This window comes from Paenibacillus sp. Z6-24 (assembly GCF_054161335.1).
In genome coordinates, this window is sequence record NZ_CP096398.1 from 3,152,056 (window position 1) to 3,175,727 (window position 23,672).

Consider the following 23,672-nt stretch of genomic DNA (forward strand, 5'->3'; position numbering starts at 1 on the left):
CTTTACAGGACGGTTATTTCTTTATTAGCTCCTTAAAATTATATCATAATCCTGTGGGAGTGACAAGTGAAACGCCTTGACCACATTTGACACCATACATCCTTTTAGAAAAGGGACAGTTGATTGCTCTCAGGTAGACCGCGGAAGCAGCCCATCTGTGTTAACAGCTCCACAATCGTCTTGGTCGCTTTGGATTTCTGCTGGAAATCCTCAATCGACAGGAACTCGCCATGCTCACGGGATGCGGCGATATTGCGTGCCGCATTGTCTCCGATTCCCTGCACTGCCGAGAATGGCGGCAGCAAACTTTTATCATCCACAATAAAGGAAGTGGCATCCGAACGATACAGATCAATCGGTTTGAACGAGAACCCGCGGGCGGTCATTTCCAGCGCCATTTCGAGTGCTGGCAGCATGTTCTTTTCCTTTGGCGGTGCCTGGAAGCCCATCTGCTCAATCTCTTCAATCTTGCGGTAGATCGCTTCGTACCCTTTACAGCAGAGATCGATATCAAAGTCCTCTACCCGAACGGTAAAGTAGGTCGCATAGTATTCAATCGGATAATACAGTTTAAAATAAGCCGTACGCACTGCCGATATAACATAGGCAGAGGCGTGAGCTTTCGGGAACATATACTGGATTTTGAGACAGGAATCAATGTACCACTGCGGCACCTTGCATTTTTTCATCTCATCGATCCATTCCGGTGTCAGACCTTTACCCTTACGCACACTCTCCGTAATTTTGAAGGCCAGACCGGCATCCATGCCCGCTTTGTAAATCAGGAACAGCATAATATCATCACGACAGCCGATAACGGTCTTAATCGTACATGTATTGTTTTTGATCAGTTCCTGTGCGTTGCCGAGCCATACGCCGGTTCCGTGTGACAGACCCGAGATCTGGAGTAAATCCGCAAAGGAAGATGGCTGTGATTCCACGAGCATCTGCCGAACGAACTTGGTACCCATCTCCGGTACACCATATGTCGCTACCGGACTGCGCAGCTGCTGCGGCGAAATGCCCAGTGCTTCCGTCGAGTTAAACATGCTCATAACCTTCGGATCATTCATCGGAATGGTCGTTGGGTCCACACCCGTCAGATCCTGCAGCATCCGCATCATCGTCGGATCATCATGACCCAGAATATCCAGTTTGAGCAGATTCGCCTCAAACGCGTGATAGTCAAAGTGTGTTGTTTTCCACTCGGCATTCACATCATCGGCCGGATACTGTACCGGTGTAACATCCTCTACATCGATATAATCCGGTACCACCACGATGCCGCCGGGATGCTGACCGGTACTGCGCTTGACACCCGTACAACCGGATGCAAGACGGTTTAACTCGGCACCGCGCCATTTTTTCTGATGCAGTTCTTCATATTTCTTGGCAAATCCATACGCTGTTTTCTCAGCAACCGTACCGATCGTTCCGGCACGAAATACGTTCTCTTCTCCAAACAGCACCTTGGTATAGTTATGCGCCTTGGGCTGGTAATCACCGGAGAAGTTCAAGTCAATATCGGGAACCTTGTCCCCTTTGAAACCAAGGAACGTCTCGAACGGGATATCCTGACCTTCGCCTTTAAGTTTGCCGCCGCATTGAGGACAGTCTTTTTCGGGAAGATCGAATCCACTTGGGACGCTGCCGTCGAGGAACCATTCGCTATGCCGACATTCCGAATTGATGCAAATATAATGGGCAGGCAGCGGATTAACCTCGGATATACCGAGGAATGTCGCTACGACCGATGAACCTACCGATCCCCGTGAACCTACCAGATAACCGTCCTGGTTGGACTTTTTCACCAGCTTCTCGGAAATCAAATAGTTGGCAGAGAATCCGTATTTGATAATCGGCTCCAGCTCTTTTTCCAGACGGGCGATAACGACTTCCGGCAGTTCTTCGCCGTAAATGGACTTGGCCGTCTCATAACAGGTATTGCGTATTTCTTCATCGGCTCCGTCCAGCAGTGGCGTAAACAGCTTGTCCGGGAACAACGGGAAGTCCTCGAATCGTTCTGCCAGCGCCTGTGTGTTGGTGACGACCACTTCATAAGCTTTGTCTTCGCCGAGGAAAGTAAACTCTTCCAGCATCTCACTTGTTGTACGCAGATGCGCATCCGGCTTGCGCTGATCCTTGAGCGGACTAAAGCCGGTAATGCCGTTGATCGTAATATCCCGGAACAGCTTTTGACGTGGCTCCAGATAATGTACATTGCCTGTCGCTACAACCGGCTTGTTCAGGCGGTCACCGATCTCGCATACTTTGGTCAGTGCGGTCTCAATCTCACGTGGACTGCCGACGAGACCTTTATCCACCAGATGCATATACATGGTCATGGGCTGAATCTCCAGTACATCGTAGAACTGGGCCACTTCTTCCGCTTCCTCCACGGTTTTATTCAACACTGCTTCAAAGAATTCGCCTTTCTCACAGCCTGACATGACGAGTATGCCTTCGCGATACTCGGTTAGTACGGACTTGGGGATACGCGGCACACGTTTGAAGTATTCGGTGTGTGACAGGGAAATGAGTTTAAACAGATTTTTTTTGCCTTTTTCATTCAGCGCATAGATCGTACAGTGGAACGGACGAGCATTAGACAGATCTTGACCGACAAATTCATTCAGACGATCCAGCCGGGTTAAGCGGCGCTCCTGTTCCGCATCCTTGAGCAATCCGAACAGAATGCCTCCCAGAGCAATCGTATCGTCAATCGCACGGTGATGGCTTTCCAGAGATACTTTATATTTATCCGCCAGCGTATTCAGACGGTGGTTTTTCATTTTCGGGTGAAGCAGTCTTGCCAATTCCAATGTATCCAGCACCGGATTTTTCATTTCCGGCAGATCATGATTTTTCAGTGTAGCCTGGATAAAGCCAATATCGAATCGTGCGTTGTGCGCGACCAGAATGCCATCACCGGCAAAAGCAACAAATTCACGGATCACCTGATCAATCTCCGGAGCTCCACGAACCATCTCGTCGGTAATATTCGTCAGCTGCTGGATATTGTACGGTATCCGTTCATGCGGATCGACAAATGTAGCATACCGGTCCAGCTCCTTGCCATCCTGCATTTTGACAGCGGCAATCTCGATAATCTTGTTTTGTGTAATCGACAAACCCGTGGTCTCGATATCGAATACAATATAGGTGGCATCTTTGAGTTCAATCGGCTGCGGCTCCAGTACGATAGCGACCGAGTCATTGATTACGTTGGCTTCCAGTCCGTACAACACTTTGATGCCATGCTTTTTGGCTGCTTTGGCTGCTTCGGGATAGCACTGTACACCGCCATGATCGGTAACGGCGATCGCCGAGTGTCCCCATGCGGCAGCTGTTTTTACATACTGGTCAATCGGTGTGACAGCATCCATCGTGCTCATAGTTGTGTGCAAATGGAACTCTACCCGCTTTTCTTCTGCATCATCCTTACGTCCCGGCGGTGCCTTAATTTCGTTCAGATCGGAAGGAATCATCGCCAGTTCGGGAATCTGCATAAACCGGTCATATTCTACCCGGCCGCGCGCTTTCACCCATTTGCCATTAGCCAGCAGGCTCATTACTTTCAGATCCTCTTTGTTTTTGGCGAACATCTTCATCTGCAGGGAATCCGTAAAGTCGGTCAGGAAGAACGTAAACAGGGTGCTGCCATTGCGCAGTTCCTTGCTTTCCAGTCCAAAGATGGTACCCTGGACCGTAATCTTCTTCTCTTCATCCTGAAGATCCTGCAGCGGCACTGCCTGCTCCTTGATCTCATAACCAACCTGGAGACGTACCGGCTCGCCATCTTCATCCACTTCTTCTTCCAGCTCAGATTCCATGCTGGTCATGATGCGTTCAATCTCCTGCAGTTCTTCCTGACGGCGCTGTTCATGGAAAGCCTGAACCGCTTCAGTCGTGTTCTCGCCCACTTCTACCTTGATGCGCAGCTGTAGACCAAAATAGTCCTCGTAAAAACGGACAATCGCCTGGTCGATCTGCTTTTTCTTGGCCAATTCCATAGCCATCTGATCACTCATCGTGAGTGTCAGCATATCCCCATTCAGTGCAAACTTGGCCCGTACCATCCAGCCGTTAACCGATGGAATCTGGCGCTGTACCCACTCCAGGAAAAGGCCCCAGTATTCCTCTACAATCTGCACATGATCAATATGATCATTGTACCGGAACAGAAACTTAATTTTGGCAATATGGCTCATTTTGTCCTGTATATGTTTGCAAAAAGTACGATAGGTCGGTGAAGGAATAAGCGTCTCTTTGCTAATCGTCAGCTTCCATTCCTTGTTGCTGCGGCTGATCTCTACCTGCTCAATCGCTCCGTCGGCAAAATAGGGCTCCATCAATCCGGCAGGCACCTGCGCCTGCTTCATCAACAGCTCGAAACGTTGTCTTTTCTCTCCGCTAGCGCTCACGCTCATGAGGTCCCCCTTCAAAAAAGTGGCAAGCTCCCGTTAAAGTCGGTGCCAGACTGACGTCTACTCCGCTCTCCGGAAGCTTGCCTGCTTGATGTCATGCTTCTGTATAACTGGTTCACATGTAATCACCAGGCATACGATATATTTCGGATAATTATATTATTCTGAACAGTAAATCAAAAATCAATATGCACGTGCAAACACAACGGTGTGTTTGGCAGGCTGTCCGGTTACCAGACATTTATCCTTTTGCACGTCCAGCTGGAACGGAATGTTACGGATCGTTGCGCCTGTCTCTTCTTTGACTTGACGCTCGGTCTCTTCCGTGCCATCCCATCCAGCGATAAAGAAGCCGCGTTTTTCTTCCATGATCGCTTTCATCTCATCCAGCGTATCTACTACATGCATGTTCTCTTCACGGAATGCCAGTGCACGGGCATACATTTCCTCCTGGACCTGGTCCAGCATGGCTTGTACTTCGGCAACGATGTTTTCCAGGGGCACCTGTTTCTTCTCGCCGCTAATACGGGAGACAAGTACACATACACCGTTCTCGATATCACGAGGACCCACTTCCAGACGTACTGGAATACCGCGCATTTCATATTCGTTGAATTTCCAGCCTGGACGTACATCTGCACGATCATCGATACCAACGCGTACGCCTGCTTTTTTCAGTTCAGCGAACAACTCATCGGCACGGCCGACAACCAGATCACGTGTTTTTGGAGGCCCGATCGGAATGATCATAACCTGCTTTGGCGCTACTTTTGGCGGCAGCGCCAGACCGCGGTCATCACCGTGTACCATGATCAGCGCACCGATCAGACGTGTACTTACACCCCATGAAGTGGTGTGTGCATATTCCTGTGTATTTTCACGGCTCAGGAACTGGATATCAAAAGCTTCTGCAAAATTGGTACCCATATAGTGGGAAGTACCTGCCTGTACAGCACGTCCATCTTTCATCATTGCTTCGATGGAGTATGTAGCTTTGGCACCGGCAAATTTCTCCGAAGGGCTCTTTTGTCCTTTGATTACAGGGATAGCCAGGAAGTCCTGAACAAATTCTGTATATACATCCAGCATACGCATCGTTTCTTCCATTGCTTCATCTTGGGTTTCATGAGCGGTATGACCTTCCTGCCACAGGAATTCACTTGTACGCAGGAATGGCAGTGTGCGCTTCTCCCAGCGTACTACGTTCGCCCACTGATTGATCATTACAGGCAGATCGCGGTAGGATTGAATCCATTTGGAATACATATGGCCAAACATGGTCTCGGAAGTTGGACGAATCGCCAGACGTTCTTCCAGCGGATCGCCACCAGCTTCGGTTACCCAAGGCAGTTCCGGGTTGAAGCCTTCAACGTGTTCTTTTTCTTTCTCAAAAAAGCTCTCCGGGATAAAGAGCGGGAAGTAGGCATTACGATGACCGGTTTCTTTGAAACGACGATCCAGATCCTGCTGGATGTGCTCCCAGATCTCATAACCGTCCGGACGGAAGACGATACATCCGCGAACCGGGGAATAATCCATCAGTTCGGCTTTCTTGATCACGTCGATATACCAACGCGAGAAATCTTCGCTCTGTGGAGTGATTTCTGTTACAAATTGTTTATCCTGCTTTTCGTTCGACATAAAAATGGATATCCTCCTGTAAGTAACCAGTATTTAAATGAGCAGGCTGTCCGGCTGCCGGATCATAGACGAAATCGACTATTCAGGCAGCGCTCACCAACATATTTTCATCTATTGTAGCACGATTGCCGGAACTTGTTGAACCCTTTCAGACAAAGAAGCACAAGAGTGATGAAATGCAATCCGCCTGAAGGGCTTCAAAGCGTACAGCTGCATTTCTGTTCGACTCTTCTGCTTCTCTCTGCTGCTTGTATTAATTGTGCATTCGCTTGATCAACAAGCCACCAAACAAATCTTATCCTGAACGTGACAAATTAACAAGTCATTTCACAAAATGTTCTACCTGCCGGCCTCATCGGCATTAACCACGAATCAGCCTCAAAATATCGTTGTACGTCACTGCAATCATCAGCAGAAACAGCATCGCGAATCCGACAACATGTACTAGACCTTCCTTGCTCGGTTCCAGCGGTTTGCGACGAATCCATTCCACGAAAATGAAAATCAGTCGGCTGCCATCCAGTGCCGGAATCGGAAGCAGGTTGAAAATTCCCAGGTTAATACTGATAATGGCTGTCCAGCGGATCATCTGTTCTAACCCAAGTTTAGCTATGTCATTAGTCGCTTGAATCGTACCTACAGGTCCTGCCAACTGATCCAACTCAAACTGTCCAAAGATCAATCTTTTAAGACTTTCCAGAATCAATACACTCATATCTGCAAAATCTTTTCCAGCATAAGTAAAAGTTTCAGTAAAAGAAGCAGAACGAGTTTCTACTCCTGTAACTACTCCCACTTTACCAATATTACTGGCATCTGGTGAAGGAGTAACATTCACCGTCTGTTCCTTACCATCACGCTTGACTACCCACTCCATAGTCTTATTCGGTGAGTCTTGAATAAGCTTTACCATTTTCTCTGAGTCGTTGCCAATTGTAGTACCATTCACTTTTTCAACCACATCATCTTTTTCTAGTCCGGCCTGAGCAGCCGCTCCATCTGACATTACTTGAGATAACTGTACTCCTGTAGGGTTATCTACTGGTACGCCTGCCATACGTACATAAATTAAACACAGCACGATAGCCAGAATAAAGTTCATGGCCGGACCTGCAAAAATGGACAATGCCCGTTTGCCTACCGATGCGCTGTTAAAGTGACGGTTACGAGGCGCAATTTGAATCTCCTGACCTCTCGCCATCATCATCGCCTGTGGATGAACAGCAAATGTCTGCACTTCGCCATCCACATCCATAACAATCTTCAGATCATCCACCAGATCAATAGACTGAACTTCACCGCGAATTACATTTTTGCGGTTATCCAGTTGATCGACAAAAATAGTCTTGATCAGATTGTCCGATGTCCGTACTGCGATCGTCTGGCCTGGCTGAATCTCTGCCAGTTCCGGATCTTCACCGGCCATACGGGCATAGCCGCCGAATGGCAGCAGACGAAGTGTAAATACCGTTTCATTTCTTTTATATGAAAAAAGCTTGGGGCCAAATCCTATCGCAAATTCCCGTACCAGTACACCAGCACGCTTGGCAAAGAAATAGTGTCCCCACTCATGCACAGTCACGATCGTAAAAAACATGAGTACAATCATAATAATTCGTTGAAGTGTCTCCAAATTGCCAAATCCTCCTTTTATGCTTGCGACCGAAGGTCTTACTATTAGATTATCACTTCTGTAAGGCTATATACAAGCATAGCTGGCAAAGACAATGTAACAAATTACTTTAATTGGAAAATGAAGGTTTGACCCCTTACACTGGTGAACCTCTATCTCCAGATCCCCAACGTTCTAATCTCATTCAGCAGCCTTTTGCCTATCATAAAGCAGGAGCAAACTCCAATCAGTCGACTGCTATCAGCTGTTTGTGGAAAAAGCAAGCGCCCGTCTACGGGTCTCCTGATCGACAGCCTGAATGACTTCAAGCTCTGGATTTGCTATTGTCTGATGGTGCTCCAGCGCATCAGCGATAATATCCTCGATCGCCAGGAAGGCAATCTCTCCATTCAGGAATCGGGCCACTGCCACTTCATTAGCCGCGTTGAATACGGTCGGGGCTGTTCCGCTTAGGCGGCCTGCTTCAAACGCCATACGTAGACAAGGAAAGCGCTCATAGTCCATTTCCTTGAAGTTTAGCTGTCCGACCTGAGCCAAAGACAATCGCGGTGATGGCGAAGGCTGACGATCCGGGTAAGTCAGCGCATACTGAATCGGCACTCGCATATCCGGGTTACCCAGCTGGGCAATAATGCTTGTATCCACAAATTCCACAAAAGAATGAATAATGCTCTCCGGATGCAGAAGAACGGAAATCTTATCGTAGGGCATATCGAATAACCAATGGGCTTCGATCACTTCCAGTCCTTTGTTCGCCATACTGGCGGAGTCAATCGTAATCTTGGCTCCCATCGACCAGTTCGGATGCTTGAGTGCATCGGCCACCGTTACACCGTGCAGTTCTGCACGTGTGCGGTCGCGGAATGAACCGCCTGAAGCGGTTAGTGTCAGCTGGGCGATCCGCTCGCGCGGTTCCCCATTCAGAGACTGGAATAATGCCGAATGCTCACTGTCAATCGGAAGCAACTGCACTCCTTTTTGACGGGCACGCTCGGTAACCAGATGTCCTGCGGTTACAAGCGTTTCCTTGTTCGCTAGTCCGATCGTCTTGCCGGCTTCGATAGCCGCCAGTGTCGATGGCAGACCCATGCTTCCCATTACGGCAGTGACGACAGTATCCGCCTCAGTACCTGCAGCTACTTCGATCAGTCCCTGCTCTCCTGAATAAACCTTGGTACCGGCAGGAAGCTGATGACAAATTTGCTCTGCCAGTTCCCTGGTAGCTACAGAGACGATTTTCGGCTTGAATTCATTGGCCTGCTGCACCACCAGCTCTGTATTAGTGCCTGCCGCTATCCCTTCTACTTGAAAGGCTTCAGGATGAGCACGTACTACGTCCAGCGTCTGGGTACCAATCGAACCGGTTGAACCGAGAATTGCTATCTTCTTCATTGCTTCCTCCGTCTGCTCTTCATTTACTATACTGTTACTATTAATAGGGCATTAACATTAAAATATGCACAAAAGGAAAGACCATCAGCCAGCTGTCGCAGCGATCCAGAATACCTCCGTGTCCAGGTAGTATTTTACCGGAATCCTTGATCCCGTATATACGCTTGTATGCGGACTGAATCAGATCACCCATCTGTCCAATGATAGATGCGGCCACACCGATCAGAATCGCATTCCACAGCGGGAACAGCATCGGTGACATTAACGAAAAGACAACAGCCACCATAATCGCAAAAAATATACCGCCTATCGCACCTTCAATCGTCTTGTTCGGACTGATCGAAGGCCAGAGTTTTCGTTTGCCCAGCGCTTTCCCTGTAAAATATGCGCCAATATCACTTGCCCAGATCGACGCCAGCAGCATAAATGTCCAATATAAGCCATGGCCATCCGGTGCCTGACGTGTATATGCAATATAAGCAAAACCTGTACCTATATAAAAGGCTCCAATGAACAGAAGTGCCATTTGTTTAATATCCAGACTATTCTTAGATATTACAGTAATAGACAACAATAACAGCATTGCGATCCATAGACTGTGATCAACGGACAATGGCGGTGTCAGATTCATTAGTGTCCAGGGAAAGAGCATATACGCGACACTAATGTAGCCGATCACCGCCGGTGCTCCAAATGGAGCCGCCTTTGTCATGGTTACAAATTCATAATATCCAATTAGAGCCATTGCCAGTATCAAGCCCTGATAGGCATAGCCACCAAGCAGGCAAAAGCTAACATAAACCGCTGCAGCTATGATACCAGTGATTATCCGCTCTTTCACAATCCATCCTCCATCCGAACAACGTACAGAGCGTTCGCCGGTACAACCTAGAGACCGCCATACCTCCGTATTCTGCGCTGATATTCTGCTACTGCTTCAATCATATGTTCTTTGCCAAATTCCGGCCAGTAAATCGGTGTAAACCACAATTCACTGTAAGCCAGCTGCCAGAGCATAAAATTGCTCAGCCGAAGTTCTCCACTGGTACGGATAAGCAGATCAGGATCGGGCAGATCCGACGATTGCAGCACGGTACCGAATGTATCGGGATTGATATCCTCTACAGACATCACACCGTTTTGTACAGCTTGCACCATTTTTTTTACACCTTCCGTGATTTCAACCCGGCTGCCATAATTCATGGCAAATGTTAATACCAGCCCTGTATTGTGCTGAGTATCACGGATTGCTTTTTCCAGCGGTTCCAGTGTAAAGGAAGGCAGCACACTCTTATCTCCCATTAATCGGACCTGTACATTTTTCTCAACCAGTTCTTCGAGCTCTGTAGCTACAAATTCCCCCGGAAGCTTCATTAGAAAATCTACTTCTTCTCTGGGCCTTTTCCAGTTTTCTGTCGAGAAAGCATACATGGTCAAATATTTGACTCCAAGTTCATCTGCAGCAATGGTGGCACGCTTTACAGCTTTCATTCCGTTTTGGTGCCCAATAACACGCGGCATGCCCAAACTTTTCGCCCAGCGTCCATTTCCATCCATAATAATGGCAATATGCTGTGGAATATTCTCCTGCGAAAGTTCGCCGGAACTTTGTTGCTCTTCTTTTCCCCACCACGAGCGAACACGCTTGAACATCACTTTTCCTCCATGCCAGTAGTGAAAAGAGACAAACCCCACCATTTCGGAGGGGTCGCCAGTCTCTTACACTTCCATAATCTCTTTTTCTTTCGCAGCCAGTACATTGTCGACTTCCTTAATGAACCGGTCTGTCAGTTTTTGTACATCTTCCTGATGACCACGGGATTCATCTTCAGAGATATCTGTTTTTTCCAGCTTTTTAATATCATCATTCGCGTCACGCCGAATGTTACGAATAGCAACTTTGGACTCTTCACCGAACTTCTTGGTCAGTTTCACCAGCTCTGTACGACGTTCTTCGGTCAGCTGCGGAATCGACAGGCGGATGATGTTACCATCGTTGGCCGGAGTCAATCCAAGATCCGATTTCATGATCGCACGTTCAATATCTGACAAAGAGGATTTGTCCCAAGGCTGAATGAGCAGCGTGCGGGAATCCGGTGTACTGATGTTGGCCAACTGATTCAGAGGCGTCATGGAGCCATAATATTCTACCTGCACGCGATCCAGAATGGATGGCGCTGCGCGTCCGGCGCGCAGTGTAGCCAGGTCACGGCTCAGAGCTTGAATCGCTTTTTGCATACGATCTTCTGCACTTTTTTTAACCGATTGAGGCATTAATCTACACTCCCTTTAACAACCGTACCGATCTTCTCACCGAGTACGACTCGTTTAATATTTCCCTGTTCCGTAATGGCGAATACAATTAGCGGGATATTATTATCCATACACAGAGAAGACGCTGTCGAATCCATAACGCCCAGATTCTGGTTCAGCACTTCCATGTATGTAAGTTGTTCGAATTTGACAGCGGTCGGATCCTTGAATGGATCTGCCGAGTACACACCGTCGACTTTGTTTTTAGCCATCAAAATAACTTCTGCTTCGATCTCGGCTGCACGAAGTGCTGCTGTTGTATCGGTGGAGAAGAATGGATTACCTGTTCCGGCTGCGAAGATAACAACACGTCCCTTTTCCAAATGACGGATCGCTCTTCTGCGGATATATGGCTCAGCGATCTGCTGCATTGCGATCGATGTCTGTACACGTGTCGGAACATTAATTTGTTCCAGTGCATCCTGCAGAGCCAGCGAGTTCATTACAGTAGCCAGCATGCCCATGTAATCTGCCGTTGCCCGGTCGATTCCATTCGCACTGCCTGCAATACCGCGCCAGATGTTACCGCCGCCGCATACTACTGCTACCTCCACGCCCAGCTGCACAACTTCCTTGATCTGCTCTGCGATCGAAGAAATCATTTCCGCTTCAATGCCGTACCCCGTCATACCTGACAGCGACTCACCACTGACCTTCAAGACCACTCTTTTAAATACAGGCTTATTCAAATTCATACCCTCCACTTTGCGAATTTAGTTCTGATAGCGGTATAACCGGCTATTAATGTTTTTTACTCTATTCCGGTTCCACTTACAGGTTTCCGTAATTAAACGATCTTACAAAAGAAGGAACACAGTCTGTGTCCCCTCCTTGTTTGTTATAACTGAATCGTTTTTCGGTGATGCAACCCGAGATGAATCGGATTAGCGGTTAACCTGTGCCATAACTTCTTCAACAAAGTTGTCTTCTTTTTTCTCCAGGCCTTCACCCAGTTCGAAGCGGGCAAAACGACGGATAGAGATATTTTCACCGATTGTGCTGATTTTTTCGTTCAGCAGTTGGTTGATTGTTTTGTCTGGATCTTTAACGAAAGATTGCTCCAGCAGGCAGTACTCTTCATAGTACTTGTTGATGCGGCCTTCAACCATTTTTTCAACGATTTTCTCAGGCTTGCCTTCGTTCAGAGCTTGTGCTTTCAGGATTTCTTTTTCTTTCTCGATCGCTTCAGCCGGAACTTCTTCACGACGAACATACAGCGGGTTAGCTGCTGCGATCTGCATAGCGATGTCGCGAGCGAAAGATTTGAATTGATCGGTTTTACCTACGAAGTCAGTTTCGCAGTTGATTTCAACCAGTACGCCGATACGTCCGCCAGCGTGGATGTAAGATTCAACAGTACCTTCAGTTGCTGCACGGCCAGCTTTGTTTGCTGCTGCAGACAGACCTTTTTCACGAAGTACGTCTACCGCTTTTGCGATATCGCCGCCTGTTTCTTCCAATGCTTTCTTACAATCCAGCATACCTGCGCCTGTTTTTTCACGAAGCTCTTTTACTGCGCTTGCACTAACTGCCATTATTGTGACCTCCATATAATTGAGTATTTAAGTAACATCCATCCGATCTGCACAGCCGGGGCTGTCGATCGTTTTTCACCCTGGTATCCTTTACCGGGATACACCCAGTAGAAGCTTACCATATTTTATCAGGAAATTGAATTTGCAATTCCTCTGATATCTTAAAAAAAGGGCAGTGAAAGGCTATACACCTACCAACCACCCTTTTATTTTTACGCAATCTTCATTGCCATGTTAATGCGTGATCAGCTAATTATGCAGTAGTTTGCTCGCCTTGGTTAGCTTCGATAACCGCATCAGCCATTTTTCCAGTAAGCAATTTAACCGCGCGAATCGCGTCATCGTTACCTGGAATTACATAGTCGATTTCGTCCGGATCACAGTTAGTATCAACAATACCTACAATTGGGATACCCAGTTTGCGAGCTTCTGCTACAGCAATACGCTCTTTACGAGGATCGATGATGAACAGGGCACTAGGCAGGCCTCTCATGTTTTTGATACCGCCCAGGAATTTTTCCAGACGATCTTTCTCTTTGCGAAGCAGGATTACTTCTTTTTTAGGCAGTACTTCGAAAGTACCGTCTTCTTCCCATTTTTCGAGTTCTTTCAGACGGTTGATACGTTTTTGGATCGTTTCGAAGTTAGTCAGTGTTCCACCCAACCAACGTTGGTTGATGTAGAATTGACCTGCGCGCTCAGCTTCTTCCTTAACGGAATCTTGAGCTTGTTTTTTAGTACCAACGAACAGTACAGTACCGCCGTCAGCTGCTACGGATTTTACAAAGTTGTAAGCTTCATCAACCTTTTTAACTGTTTTTTGCAGGTCGATAATGTAAATTCCGTTTCTTTCTGTAAAGATGTAACGATCCATTTTTGGGTTCCAGCGACGAGTCTGGTGTCCGAAATGTACGCCAGCTTCCAAAAGCTGTTTCATGGAAATAACTGCCATTTGTGTTTCCTCCTAAGATTTGGTTTTTTGTGTGCCTCCGCTCTCGTCCACTTTCGGCAAGACTTTTCAACGAAAAGCACCTTTGCCTGAAATCAGAAAGCGTGTGTTTTAACACCACCAATTAATATACCATAATGCTTATGCAATGTGCAATACTTAATCTTTATGCATTCTATTTCAGGCAAAAAGACAGCCGCCTTCACGCTGCTTTTCACAGTGCATTATGAAGATGGCTGTCCTGTAATGACGCTGATAATATCATCGTAATCCTGCTTGGTTTCAATCTTAAATGTACCGATCTGAAGCTTGGTATTCGCTTTGCGTTTTGAAGCCTTGCTGATGAATTCACTCTGATTGCTGATCAGCCCTTCCTTTTTAAGGGAAAAGGCAACATCATCCAGATTTTCGCCAGGATTAATTGTAAAGCTGACACTGGGAGACTTTGGAGATGCAGGAGGCTTGGATTGCTGCGTCTGGGTGTTCTTACTGCTGGCCGGTTGTTTGGGTTGGCCGGTGGTCTCATTGGTCGACGCCTTTGGCTGCTGCGGACTGGCCGGAGCTTTGGGTTCTTTGGCAGATGTTTCCTTGCTACCGTTTTGCGCCTCTACTTTTTTGGTCGCCGCTTCCTTTTTGGCTGCCTCTTCTGCCTGCTGCTGTTTCCACTGTTCGGCCGTGTATACTTTTTGGTCTGAACTGAACACCTGCATATTCTGAGCCTGAGCAGCCTCCTGCAGCTGCTCGGGAGTCAACTGCGTTCCGTTCATCATCGTCTGACCTTTGCCAATATTCACAAGCTGCAGCAAAATGGCTCCCACGATGATACCTATCCCTATTCCAATAATAAAAGAACGATTTTTGATCACGATTGTTCCTCCTGTTTGGCCAGCTGCAGAATGAGCAGTACTTCACCGCGCTGTAAACCGACCGTTTTGGCAATCGTGTCCACGGATTTGCCGCTTTCATGAAGCTTGAACAACTCCGGATAACGGTCTTGGATTTTTTCGGAAGGTGTCTCTTCGACGTTTGTCACCGTAGCCGCCCCGGACTGTTCCTCCATCATCCGGGCTGCTGACTGGCGCAAGGCTTCTCCTTGCTGATTAAACCCTCTCATATCGACAGATGCAGCCGGGACTTCCATTGGCACCGGTACCACGGGGATCTGCTGATAAACAGGCTGTACAGGGGCAGCAGAAGCTTTTTGCTCCAGTTCAATTAAGCGCTGCCTCATCTCGCTTACCTGCTCCTGCAGGGCCAGCTGCTTGGCTGTAGATTCCTGTTTGATCTGGGATACCAGATCGATGATTTCTTCATTTTCCTTTTCAATCTCGGTCATGTAATGCTCCAGCGTATCTTCAACCTTTTCTACCGTAGCGGATACGGCAGGATCGGATACTTTAGCATTATTTTTTCGGGGAAGCATGATACCGTAGACTACAGCGATCGCTCCCAGAAGAACAATATATACCCATGGCGGAAATTCGCCCATATTTACTCACCCTAATAATTATGTCGTCGAATGGCAAACAAAACCTGTCTTTAGAAGGACAGGTCGATATGTTTACCTTTGTATGGATGTTCCGCAGGAGTAAGCTCCTGCATAGCCGCCTCTTCCTGTTCACGATGTCTGGCGGAAGTATGCTGCTCACCGGGATGGCCGTCATGAATGGAGGCGGAGGAAGATTCCTTGACCCCATCACTTTTTGTACGCATGCGGTCTGCCTGCTCATTCAGCTGATCAGCAAGCATCGCCTGATCCAGCGCCGGACGTATAAGATGCTCCTGTTGAATCTTCCCTGCATCGCTGGTACGAGGTACCGCGATTTGCAATTCTACAGCTCTCATTCCCATGACGAACACCTGCCCTTACAATTTAATTAATGATTGGACAGCATTGCGATATCTCCATTTTCAAAAATGAAGTGAACGCGCTGTGCTGTATCTTTAATATACTTGGTATAACGGCCGATGACCAGCTTGGATCCGCCATAAATCGAATGAATAACCTCGATTTTGGCTTTAACAGATTGTTCCAGTGTTCTCTCGATGTTGAGAATGCTGTCTTTAATATCATCCCGCTCACGTAGTTGACTCTTTTTGGTAGCGGACAGCTTGATGCGCAGTGCCATTTTATCGGGGCCAAGCTGCCCAACAGCAGCCAGCTGATCGAGCAGAGTGAGCGCTTTCTCGGTTTTATCGAGATTTTCCATCTGCGTTTTGAGCTCACTTCTCAGGGCCACGAGCCGATTGCGCAGCTCCGGCAGTACACCCACTTCCAGTTCAGTTACCGTATAGGCGGTATTGCCGATCGTGCGAGCGACAATAATTTCACCTGCCTGCAGATGTCCGCCTACAATCAAACCTTTGGGTCCGTTACATAGAATGCTGTTGCCCGCCTGTACCTGAGAGTGCATGATACTCTGTGAGACGATAACCGATTCGCCGGCCTGCACATGACCATCTTGGATAAAGCCGGTTTTCACATCTACAGCGGCTTTGACCAGACCTTTGTGGTAGCCGATAATCCCGCCTGTAATTTCGATCGATCCACCTGCCTCCAGTTCGGCACCTTCCACTCCGCCCACGACTCGGATGTCCCCCGAAGCCTTGACCCGGAAATTGGAAAGTACATTGCCGCGAATGACTACGGTTCCTACAAAGTCAATATTGCCTGTATGGTAATCAATATCCCCGTTTACTTCATAGACGGGAAATACGTTGATTTTGCCGTTGTCTGTGCGTGAAATCATTCCATCAATCGCCGCATACATCGCGGTCTGCTCGGGGTTTAGCACAATATTTTTACCGATTTTAAATCGTGCTTCCTTGCCGGGTTTGTACGGAATTGGTTCGCCACTGACATCAATGCCGGGCTCCCCGGGCTGAGGATCGATCTTTTCAGCGATCAACTGCCCTTTCATCGCATTGTTAAGACGTATAATTTCTTTGTAGTCCACTTTGCCATCTTCGGTCTCAAGTGGTCTTCTTGGATTGGAGTCCAATGATACATTGTATTGAATTTCACCATCGATTCCATTTACCGGTTTGACGCCAAAAGCTACTGCGATAGCTTCGGATGCATATTGTTCCGGCTGAAGGACAATCTTTTGCAATTCATCCATACGTATACCGTAGGTTACTCCCTGTGTACGCAAAAATCCCTCCAGTTGTTCAGCAGTACATTCAAACTGTTCATCGTGTTTCGTAAGTTCCAGATAAGCTACAGACTTGTCATTCGAAAAGCTAAGCTTCATGTATTTGTCCAGCAATAGTTGAGAGGTCACGCCATATTCCCCTTTCCTGCTTATAGCGGCGTTCACATGTCTTGCATTAACAGACCTCTTTGTTTGTCAAGTGCTCCGCGGAGACGAAGAATTGCCTTGGAGTGCAACTGTGAGATCCGGGACGGAGACAGTGACATAACTTCTGCGATTTCACTGAGTGACAGGTCTTCATAATAAAGTAGTGACACAACCGTTCGTTCTTTTTCGGTAAGCTTTTCGATCCCTTTCATCAGCAGATCTTTCAGTACAAAATCATTCACGGAACGATCCGGATTTTTGGCTTTTTCATCCACAATCAGAGACATCCGCGTTTCGGATTCTTCTTCCCGAATTGGATCTTCCAGCGAGGTGATAGTCATCACTGCGACATCCTGCAGCATGGTCTGAAATTCACGTTCACTGACATCAAGGTAATTGCTGATTTCGGCATCAGAGACAGAGCGCATATACTTTTGCTCCAGCTGCTGATAAGCATCTTCGATTTTGCGGGCTTTCTCACGTACTGAGCGCGGGACCCAATCCCCTTGTCTCAGACCATCCAGAATAGCGCCTCTTACACGCCAGGATGCATACGTCTCGAACTGCAGACCGCGTTTATAGTCAAATTTTTCGATTGCGTCGATTAATCCCATAACTCCATTACTCATCAGATCATCTTTGGATACATTCTTGGGGAGACCGATAGCAAGGCGGCTTGAGACATATTCAACAGTGCCGAGATGGTTTTCAATCAATCTTTTTTTGGCTTCTACATCGCCATGTTCTTTCCATTGAATCCATAATTCGATGTGGTTAAGATGACTTCCTTTTTGCTCGCTCAATTGCTTTCACCCTCCTTACTTTTGTGTCAGATGGCGTACAGCCTTCGCCAGTTCCTCTGGATCTTGTTGCTTGGTTGAAACCAGTTTCGGAGGGTTTAGAGGAGCAAATTCGTCCTTCTGCCCTGAATTTGCTGGCTTCGGTGTCAGCAAATCATGCAACTCATTATCCTGATCAGGTGTCACAACATCAAAACGGCTTCCTCTGTCCTGATCGTCCTGAGAAAGTTCCTGTTGAATTGATTCTTCGTCCCCGGGCGGCATTTTCGGTACTGCGCCTGCGGGGTTCGCAAGAATCCCCAAAATGAAGCGCAGTACGAATGCCAGCAGGAACCATACTACAAATCCTAATATTCCTCTAAAAAGACTTGTGGTCCATAAATTATTTCCAAAAGAGACAAGAAAGGTAATGACAAACCCTATTATCCCAAACCAAAGGTTAAGTTTAATATTTCCTGCCATACCCTATATTTCCTTCTTACCCATTTGTACGCTGCGAATCGACAACATACCAGTAACGCAGTTCATTTCAATGGTACGTCCGTAGTTCGCACCGGTATCCTCGGCGAGCAAAGGAATATTGTATTCTTTTAAAAATAATTTACAGGCTTCCACATTACGAGGACCAATCCGCATGTGATCACCACCACTTGAAAAAGTAAACATCTGTGCTCCGCCGGCCATTTTGGCGACCATGCGTGAGCGTATAGCACCCATGTCCTGCATTTTTTGCAATAGTGCCGGCAGTGCGGTGTCTGCATACTTTGCAATATTGAGCTGCCCTTCGCGTGCGATATCAGAAGAAGGCAGCATAACGTGAGCCATACCGGCAAGTTGAACATTTTTGTCATACAGTGTAAGGCCAACACACGAGCCTAATCCCGTCGTTCGAATAATTCCGGATGTCTTCACGACGTTCAAATCGGCCATACCTACTTTGACAACATTTTGTTCTTCAATCATCTTGGAGCGGAACTCCCAACGATTTAAATATTTTATCAAATGACTCGGGATCCGGAATCAGGAAAAACTGTCCCTCTACTTCTTCATTCCCTTCCAGGAATGTGGTGTCGATCAGCAGGGCATCATCGCCCATTTGACCGAACTGGAGAAGTCCGTAATTCAGAATGGCTCCCGCCATATCCATCGCCAGTCCCGGAACGGTAGGGCTCATGGACAGTCCGGTAAAGTCAGCAAGAGAAGATAAATAGGACCCTGCTAATATATTACCAATTTCTGCGAGTGCTGACTGCTCCATTTCTGTAAAAAATTCATCGTCGCTGGCTTCAATGCCTGCCATACGGTGTAACAGGCCTTTTCCCGCCTCTGGTGTCAGTACAAAAAACAGGTTACCCGGCGCTTCTCCTTCGACCCGGAAAAAGATAGCCAGAACGATTTGTTCAGGACCCCCCACTTTTTCGGCGATCTGTTCGAAAGGAAGAATTTGCACTTTAGGTACTGCCATATCGATGGGCTTGTTCAGAAGCTGGGAGAGGGCAGTGGCTGCATTGCCTGCCCCAATATTCCCCACTTCTTTGAGCACATCCATTTTGAACCCTTCAAGATTTTTGAACAGATCCATATTAGTCCTCGATGCTTTCTAACTGGACCACTTCGGTCTTGTCCAGTACTTCTGCAAGATTGAGCATAACCAGCAGCCGTTCTTCATCAAGCTTTGCTACTCCGTCCAGATATTTTGCTTTGACGCCGCCTACTACTTCAGGCGGTTTCTCGATGCTGCTGCGTTTAATGTCCACTACGTCATTCGCGGAATCCACGATAAAACCGACTTGCATTTTTTCGACTTCAACGATGATAATACGAGTCTGGTCATTGTATTCCTGGGACGGCAGGTTAAACCGTCCACGCAGATCGATAACGGGGATAACCACACCGCGAAGATTGATAACACCTTTAACAAAACCAAGTGTTTTCGGGACGCGGGTGATTGGCATCATACGCTCGATTGTCTGTACTTTGTCGACTTCAATGCCGTATTCTTCCGTTGCTAGTTTGAAAACGATAACTTTTAATTCATCCATGGGTAAATCCTCCTCAATAAATGGAATGCATTATTTGATAAATGCATTCGGATCAATAATCAAAGCGACTTGGCCATCTCCTAAAATTGTCGCACCGGAGATGCCGCGCGTTTCCGGCAGGTAACTTCCCAGGCTCTTCAGAACAATTTCGTTCTGTCCAATGAAGTTCTCTACCGCAATTGCTGCCAGCTTGTCTCCTTTGCGAATAACAACAATCTCGGTTTCTTCCTCTTCACGCTCATCGAAGTCAGGAACTTCAAAGACGCGGCTTAGGGAGAGAAGCGGGATGTGCGTGTCACGGTAAGGAATCAGCTGACTGCCATGCAGGTCGCGTACCTGCTTCGCTTTGATAATGCCGGTTTCCACAATTGAAGTCAGTGGAATCGCATATTTTTCCGATCCAACACGGATCAGCATTGCCGAAATGATAGACAGTGTCAGTGGAAGCTGTACCGAGAACTTCGTTCCTTTTCCAAGTTCGGAAGTTACCATAACATGGCCGCCCAGTGAAGTGATCTTGGATTTAACTACATCCAGACCAACGCCGCGTCCAGATACATCCGAAATCACTTCAGCTGTACTGAAGCCCGGCGCAAACAGAAGCTGGTACACTTCTTCATCCTTCATTGTGTTAGCTACATCCTGGCTAACAATTCCGTTTTTAATCGCTTTGTTGAGAACATTCTCACGGTTGATCCCGCGGCCATCGTCTTCAATCTCGATGAATACGTGGTTACCACTGTGGAAGGCACTCAGCTTCACTGTACCTATCTCTTCTTTGCCGGCTGCAATACGGTCAGCTACCGGCTCTACGCCATGATCGACAGAGTTGCGGAGCAAATGGACAAGCGGATCGCCAATCTCGTCAATAACAGTACGGTCAAGCTCTGTCTCCGCGCCAGTAATAACCAGATCCAGCTTCTTATCAAGCGACTTAGCAAGGTCACGTACCATACGAGGGAAGCGGTTAAATACAGTGTCTACGGGTACCATCCGCAGTTTCAAGACGATATTTTGCAGGTCTGTACTTACACGTCCCATGTGCTCTACCGTATCAGTCAAAGCAGGAACCTTGACTTCACTTGCCAGCTGCTCCAGACGAACACGGTCAATCAGCAATTCGCTGAACAGGTTCATCAGTACATCCAGACGATCGATGTCTACGCGAATCGTACGGGAAGGTGCCGGTGCCGGTGCTTTGGCAGCAGCTTTTGGAGCAGCCGCTTCTTTTGGCGGTGCTGCAGGAACTGCGACCGGTGCTGCAGCAGTCGGAGCTTGCTGTTCCGCTGCGGGTGCCGCTTCGGGTTCTGCTGCCGGAACGGCAGACATTTCCTTGAGTGATTGGGCATCCAGGCGGGTTACATTCACGCTCTCGATTTCGGAAATGCTGGTAACCATCGGTTGCAGTTCAGCCGGATCTTTTTGTGTTACATAGTACAGTGAGAAGCTGCGCTCGAACTTGTCCTGCTCAATATCCTGAGTGGACGGTTCGGATTTGATTACATCGCCGTAGCGCTCCAGCAGGTCGAATACCATATAGGCACGAACCGCTTTGAGCTGACAGTCTTCGCGGATTGCCACTTCCATGTAGAGTGCCTGGTGGCCTTCTGCCATGGATTGTTCAATGACAGATTGTTGAAACTCATCCAGCTGAATGCCTTGGCTGTCTTTAACCGCGATTGCAGCCGTCGGAGCGGCTGCTGGTGAGCTTGCCGCTGCAGCGGGTGCAGAAGCGCCTGCTGCCGGAACGTCACCGCGTACGATAGCTTGCAGCGATTCGACAATCGCCGTAACGTCCGCTTTACCTTCGCCGCCCTGCGTGATGTCCTGTACCATTGATTCCAGGGCATCCAGACCTTTGAACAATGTGTCAAAGATAAATTCCTGCATAGCCAGCTTTTCGTTACGCACCAGATCCAGTACGTTCTCCATTTGGTGGGTCAGCGCCGCCAAATCTTCAAATCCCATTGTAGCAGCCATCCCTTTCAGCGTATGCGCTGAGCGGAAGATAACCTGTACAATACCCAGATCCGTGGGATTGCTTTCTAGTTCCAGCATTTTTTCATTTAATGACTGCAGATGATCGTTCGACTCATCAATAAACATGGATAAATATTGATTCATGTCCATCGTGAGACACCTCCTCCATAAAGTAACATAGTGCTTGTTATAAGCTATTTGACAATTTGTACAAGTTTAGGCGCAATTTCAGGTAATGGCAGGAGGTGATTTACACATCCAAGCTCTACAGCCGATCTCGGCATGCCGTACACGACACAGGTATCTTCGTTTTCTGCGAAGGTAGGGATTACGCCACTGTCGTATAAATTTTTCATTTCCTTCGCGCCATCGCTTCCCATCCCAGTCATGATCACAGCGTAACGCTGCAGATCGGAGAATGGGCGGATTGAGGCAAAAAGCGTATCCACAGAAGGACGATGCCCATTGCGCGGAGGTTCCTGTGAAAGCTGGATACGATAACCGCCCTGACTGCGGACAACTGTCATATGATAACCTCCGGGCGCAATATAAGCTGTCCCCGGCTGAAGCGGCATTCCCTGTTCAGCCTCTAAGACCGTAATCTGGCTTAGGCTGTTCAGACGTTGAGCCAGAGAACGTGTGAAGTTCGGCGGCATATGCTGCACGATCACGATAGGGGCCGGGAAATTCGCTGGGATCTTTTCAAGAAAGCTTTTCAGTGCTCTGGGTCCACCTGTGGAACAGCCTACAGCTACCAATTTGCCGATAGAAGCCGCAGGAGCGTCTGTATGGGACGTTTTACCTGCAATAGGACCCGAAGGTGCAGCAGAAGCTGAAGATGGTATAAAAGGCTTCTCCGGCTCTTTGCGTGTCAGCGGGCTCACCGATCCGGCGGAAGCTTTTGGTGCTTTGGGCTCAGCTGGCTTGAGTGGATTCGCAGCAGCTGTGCGCGGCTCTGCCGGTTTGGGAGATGCAGTTGGTCTGGATGGCTTGAGATCTTCAGTACGTCCAGGCCGTGCTGCCCGGTTGTTCAGAGATGGTGCAGGTCTGCCAACAGGCGGCGAATTCAGGCTGCCTGATTGAGAGCGCCTGGCTGGCTCCTCAATAGACGGTTTGTTAGGGTGAGGCACTGCCTGAGAAGGTAAAGGAGTAATGCTCTCTTCCCTTTTTTTCTCAACTCCCGGCAGGGATGGCGACGGAGCAGCGTCAGCCGCCATGTTTTTCTGTTCCGCCCGCTTGCGGCGTCTTTCCAATACGTGTACGGCTGTATTAAGCTGTCTTCGCAGCTGCTGGCCTACTTCTTCGATGTCTTGTGAATTGCTGACCGAAGGTTTACGGATAAAGTCAAAAGCGCCGTTCTCCAACGCCATGATCGTCTCGCGCATGCCCTGCTCATTAATGCCCGACAGCATAATGACCGGCACCGGACGCTGAGCCATAATTACTTTCAGTGCCTCCAGCCCGTTCATTTCGGGCATTTCGACATCCATTGTAACTACATCAGGTTTGAGCTCCATGACTTTCTGGGTAGCTTCCAACCCGTTATTTGCTGTGTCAATAACCTGGAATGTAGTGTCCGCCTCAATCAAGTCGGAAACGATTTTTCGCATGAACGGGGAGTCGTCTACAACCAGTACCTTATAAGTTGCCATAATGAT

At 47.9% G+C, this 23,672-nt stretch carries 21 protein-coding genes; all 21 read right to left on the minus strand.

Features of this window, described 5'->3' with window-relative positions:
- Window positions 1–104: 104 nt before the first annotated feature.
- Complete coding sequence (locus tag M1D61_RS13585) at window positions 105–4,430, minus strand: PolC-type DNA polymerase III (protein WP_458119136.1); 4,326 nt, start codon at window positions 4,428–4,430, stop codon at window positions 105–107.
- A 180-nt stretch (window positions 4,431–4,610) separates the two neighbouring features.
- The gene (proS, locus tag M1D61_RS13590) at window positions 4,611–6,068 is read right to left on the minus strand and encodes a proline--tRNA ligase (RefSeq protein ID WP_458119137.1); all 1,458 of its coding nucleotides are present in this window, start codon (window positions 6,066–6,068) and stop codon (window positions 4,611–4,613) included.
- Between the two features lie 361 nt (window positions 6,069–6,429).
- Window positions 6,430–7,701: an RIP metalloprotease RseP gene (gene rseP / locus M1D61_RS13595; protein WP_458119138.1), complete on the minus strand. Its 1,272-nt coding sequence runs from the start codon at window positions 7,699–7,701 to the stop codon at window positions 6,430–6,432.
- A 240-nt stretch (window positions 7,702–7,941) separates the two neighbouring features.
- Window positions 7,942–9,093, minus strand: a complete 1,152-nt coding sequence (locus M1D61_RS13600) for a 1-deoxy-D-xylulose-5-phosphate reductoisomerase (protein WP_458119139.1) — start codon at window positions 9,091–9,093, stop codon at window positions 7,942–7,944.
- 40 nt (window positions 9,094–9,133) lie between these two features.
- Window positions 9,134–9,934: a phosphatidate cytidylyltransferase gene (locus M1D61_RS13605; protein ID WP_458119140.1), complete on the minus strand. Its 801-nt coding sequence runs from the start codon at window positions 9,932–9,934 to the stop codon at window positions 9,134–9,136.
- 47 nt (window positions 9,935–9,981) lie between these two features.
- Complete coding sequence (locus tag M1D61_RS13610; RefSeq protein WP_458119142.1) at window positions 9,982–10,746, minus strand: isoprenyl transferase; 765 nt, start codon at window positions 10,744–10,746, stop codon at window positions 9,982–9,984.
- A 66-nt stretch (window positions 10,747–10,812) separates the two neighbouring features.
- Complete coding sequence (gene frr / locus M1D61_RS13615) at window positions 10,813–11,367, minus strand: ribosome recycling factor (RefSeq protein WP_458119144.1); 555 nt, start codon at window positions 11,365–11,367, stop codon at window positions 10,813–10,815.
- Window positions 11,367–12,095, minus strand: a complete 729-nt coding sequence (pyrH, locus tag M1D61_RS13620; RefSeq protein WP_458119146.1) for a UMP kinase — start codon at window positions 12,093–12,095, stop codon at window positions 11,367–11,369. The genes frr and pyrH overlap by 1 nt, the downstream gene beginning before the upstream one ends.
- A 195-nt stretch (window positions 12,096–12,290) precedes the next feature.
- Window positions 12,291–12,941 carry a translation elongation factor Ts gene (gene tsf, locus M1D61_RS13625; RefSeq protein ID WP_017813708.1) on the minus strand — a complete coding sequence of 217 codons (651 nt, stop codon included), beginning with the start codon at window positions 12,939–12,941 and terminating at the stop codon, window positions 12,291–12,293.
- A gap of 253 nt (window positions 12,942–13,194) precedes the next feature.
- Window positions 13,195–13,893, minus strand: a complete 699-nt coding sequence (rpsB, locus tag M1D61_RS13630) for a 30S ribosomal protein S2 (RefSeq protein ID WP_017813707.1) — start codon at window positions 13,891–13,893, stop codon at window positions 13,195–13,197.
- Window positions 13,894–14,114: 221 nt separating this feature from the next.
- A complete protein-coding gene (locus M1D61_RS13635) occupies window positions 14,115–14,756 on the minus strand; it encodes a hypothetical protein (RefSeq protein WP_458119148.1) in 642 nt (213 codons plus the stop codon).
- Window positions 14,753–15,379, minus strand: coding sequence for a hypothetical protein (locus M1D61_RS13640; protein ID WP_458119150.1), 627 nt, complete (start codon window positions 15,377–15,379; stop codon window positions 14,753–14,755). Before M1D61_RS13640 ends, M1D61_RS13635 begins: the two co-directional genes overlap by 4 nt.
- A gap of 50 nt (window positions 15,380–15,429) precedes the next feature.
- On the minus strand, window positions 15,430–15,735 hold the full coding sequence (locus tag M1D61_RS13645; protein WP_458119152.1) for a hypothetical protein: 306 nt from the start codon (window positions 15,733–15,735) through the stop codon (window positions 15,430–15,432).
- A 32-nt stretch (window positions 15,736–15,767) separates the two neighbouring features.
- On the minus strand, window positions 15,768–17,174 hold the full coding sequence (locus M1D61_RS13650) for a DUF342 domain-containing protein (protein ID WP_458119154.1): 1,407 nt from the start codon (window positions 17,172–17,174) through the stop codon (window positions 15,768–15,770).
- 32 nt (window positions 17,175–17,206) lie between these two features.
- Window positions 17,207–17,995, minus strand: a complete 789-nt coding sequence (locus M1D61_RS13655; protein WP_046215384.1) for a FliA/WhiG family RNA polymerase sigma factor — start codon at window positions 17,993–17,995, stop codon at window positions 17,207–17,209.
- 15 nt (window positions 17,996–18,010) lie between these two features.
- Window positions 18,011–18,454, minus strand: coding sequence for a hypothetical protein (locus M1D61_RS13660; protein WP_458119155.1), 444 nt, complete (start codon window positions 18,452–18,454; stop codon window positions 18,011–18,013).
- Window positions 18,455–18,457: 3 nt separating this feature from the next.
- The gene (locus tag M1D61_RS13665; RefSeq protein ID WP_458119156.1) at window positions 18,458–18,955 is read right to left on the minus strand and encodes a chemotaxis protein CheD; all 498 of its coding nucleotides are present in this window, start codon (window positions 18,953–18,955) and stop codon (window positions 18,458–18,460) included.
- A complete protein-coding gene (locus M1D61_RS13670) occupies window positions 18,948–19,574 on the minus strand; it encodes a chemotaxis protein CheC (RefSeq protein WP_458119157.1) in 627 nt (208 codons plus the stop codon). Before M1D61_RS13670 ends, M1D61_RS13665 begins: the two co-directional genes overlap by 8 nt.
- Before the next feature lies 1 nt (window position 19,575).
- Window positions 19,576–20,034 carry a chemotaxis protein CheW gene (locus M1D61_RS13675; protein WP_458119158.1) on the minus strand — a complete coding sequence of 153 codons (459 nt, stop codon included), beginning with the start codon at window positions 20,032–20,034 and terminating at the stop codon, window positions 19,576–19,578.
- Between the two features lie 30 nt (window positions 20,035–20,064).
- Entirely contained in the window at window positions 20,065–22,164 is a 2,100-nt protein-coding gene (locus M1D61_RS13680) for a chemotaxis protein CheA (protein WP_458119159.1), read from the minus strand.
- A gap of 44 nt (window positions 22,165–22,208) precedes the next feature.
- Window positions 22,209–23,666: a chemotaxis protein CheB gene (locus M1D61_RS13685; protein ID WP_458119160.1), complete on the minus strand. Its 1,458-nt coding sequence runs from the start codon at window positions 23,664–23,666 to the stop codon at window positions 22,209–22,211.
- Window positions 23,667–23,672: the final 6 nt, after the last annotated feature.

Excerpts from the sequence above, each read along its gene's own strand:
- M1D61_RS13585 (WP_458119136.1), bottom strand. The coding sequence starts at position 4,430 with ATGAGCGTGAGCGCTAGCGGAGAGAAAAGACAACGTTTCGAGCTGTTG.
- proS (WP_458119137.1), bottom strand. The coding sequence starts at position 6,068 with ATGTCGAACGAAAAGCAGGATAAACAATTTGTAACAGAAATCACTCCA.
- M1D61_RS13600 (WP_458119139.1), bottom strand. The coding sequence starts at position 9,093 with ATGAAGAAGATAGCAATTCTCGGTTCAACCGGTTCGATTGGTACCCAG.
- M1D61_RS13610 (WP_458119142.1), bottom strand. The coding sequence starts at position 10,746 with ATGTTCAAGCGTGTTCGCTCGTGGTGGGGAAAAGAAGAGCAACAAAGT.
- frr (WP_458119144.1), bottom strand. The coding sequence starts at position 11,367 with ATGCCTCAATCGGTTAAAAAAAGTGCAGAAGATCGTATGCAAAAAGCG.
- tsf (WP_017813708.1), bottom strand. The coding sequence starts at position 12,941 with ATGGCAGTTAGTGCAAGCGCAGTAAAAGAGCTTCGTGAAAAAACAGGC.
- rpsB (WP_017813707.1), bottom strand. The coding sequence starts at position 13,893 with ATGGCAGTTATTTCCATGAAACAGCTTTTGGAAGCTGGCGTACATTTC.
- M1D61_RS13640 (WP_458119150.1), bottom strand. The coding sequence starts at position 15,379 with ATGGGCGAATTTCCGCCATGGGTATATATTGTTCTTCTGGGAGCGATC.
- M1D61_RS13645 (WP_458119152.1), bottom strand. The coding sequence starts at position 15,735 with ATGAGAGCTGTAGAATTGCAAATCGCGGTACCTCGTACCAGCGATGCA.
- M1D61_RS13660 (WP_458119155.1), bottom strand. The coding sequence starts at position 18,454 with ATGGCAGGAAATATTAAACTTAACCTTTGGTTTGGGATAATAGGGTTT.
- M1D61_RS13665 (WP_458119156.1), bottom strand. The coding sequence starts at position 18,955 with ATGATTGAAGAACAAAATGTTGTCAAAGTAGGTATGGCCGATTTGAAC.
- M1D61_RS13670 (WP_458119157.1), bottom strand. The coding sequence starts at position 19,574 with ATGGATCTGTTCAAAAATCTTGAAGGGTTCAAAATGGATGTGCTCAAA.
- M1D61_RS13675 (WP_458119158.1), bottom strand. The coding sequence starts at position 20,034 with ATGGATGAATTAAAAGTTATCGTTTTCAAACTAGCAACGGAAGAATAC.
- M1D61_RS13680 (WP_458119159.1), bottom strand. The coding sequence starts at position 22,164 with ATGGACATGAATCAATATTTATCCATGTTTATTGATGAGTCGAACGAT.
- M1D61_RS13685 (WP_458119160.1), bottom strand. The coding sequence starts at position 23,666 with ATGGCAACTTATAAGGTACTGGTTGTAGACGACTCCCCGTTCATGCGA.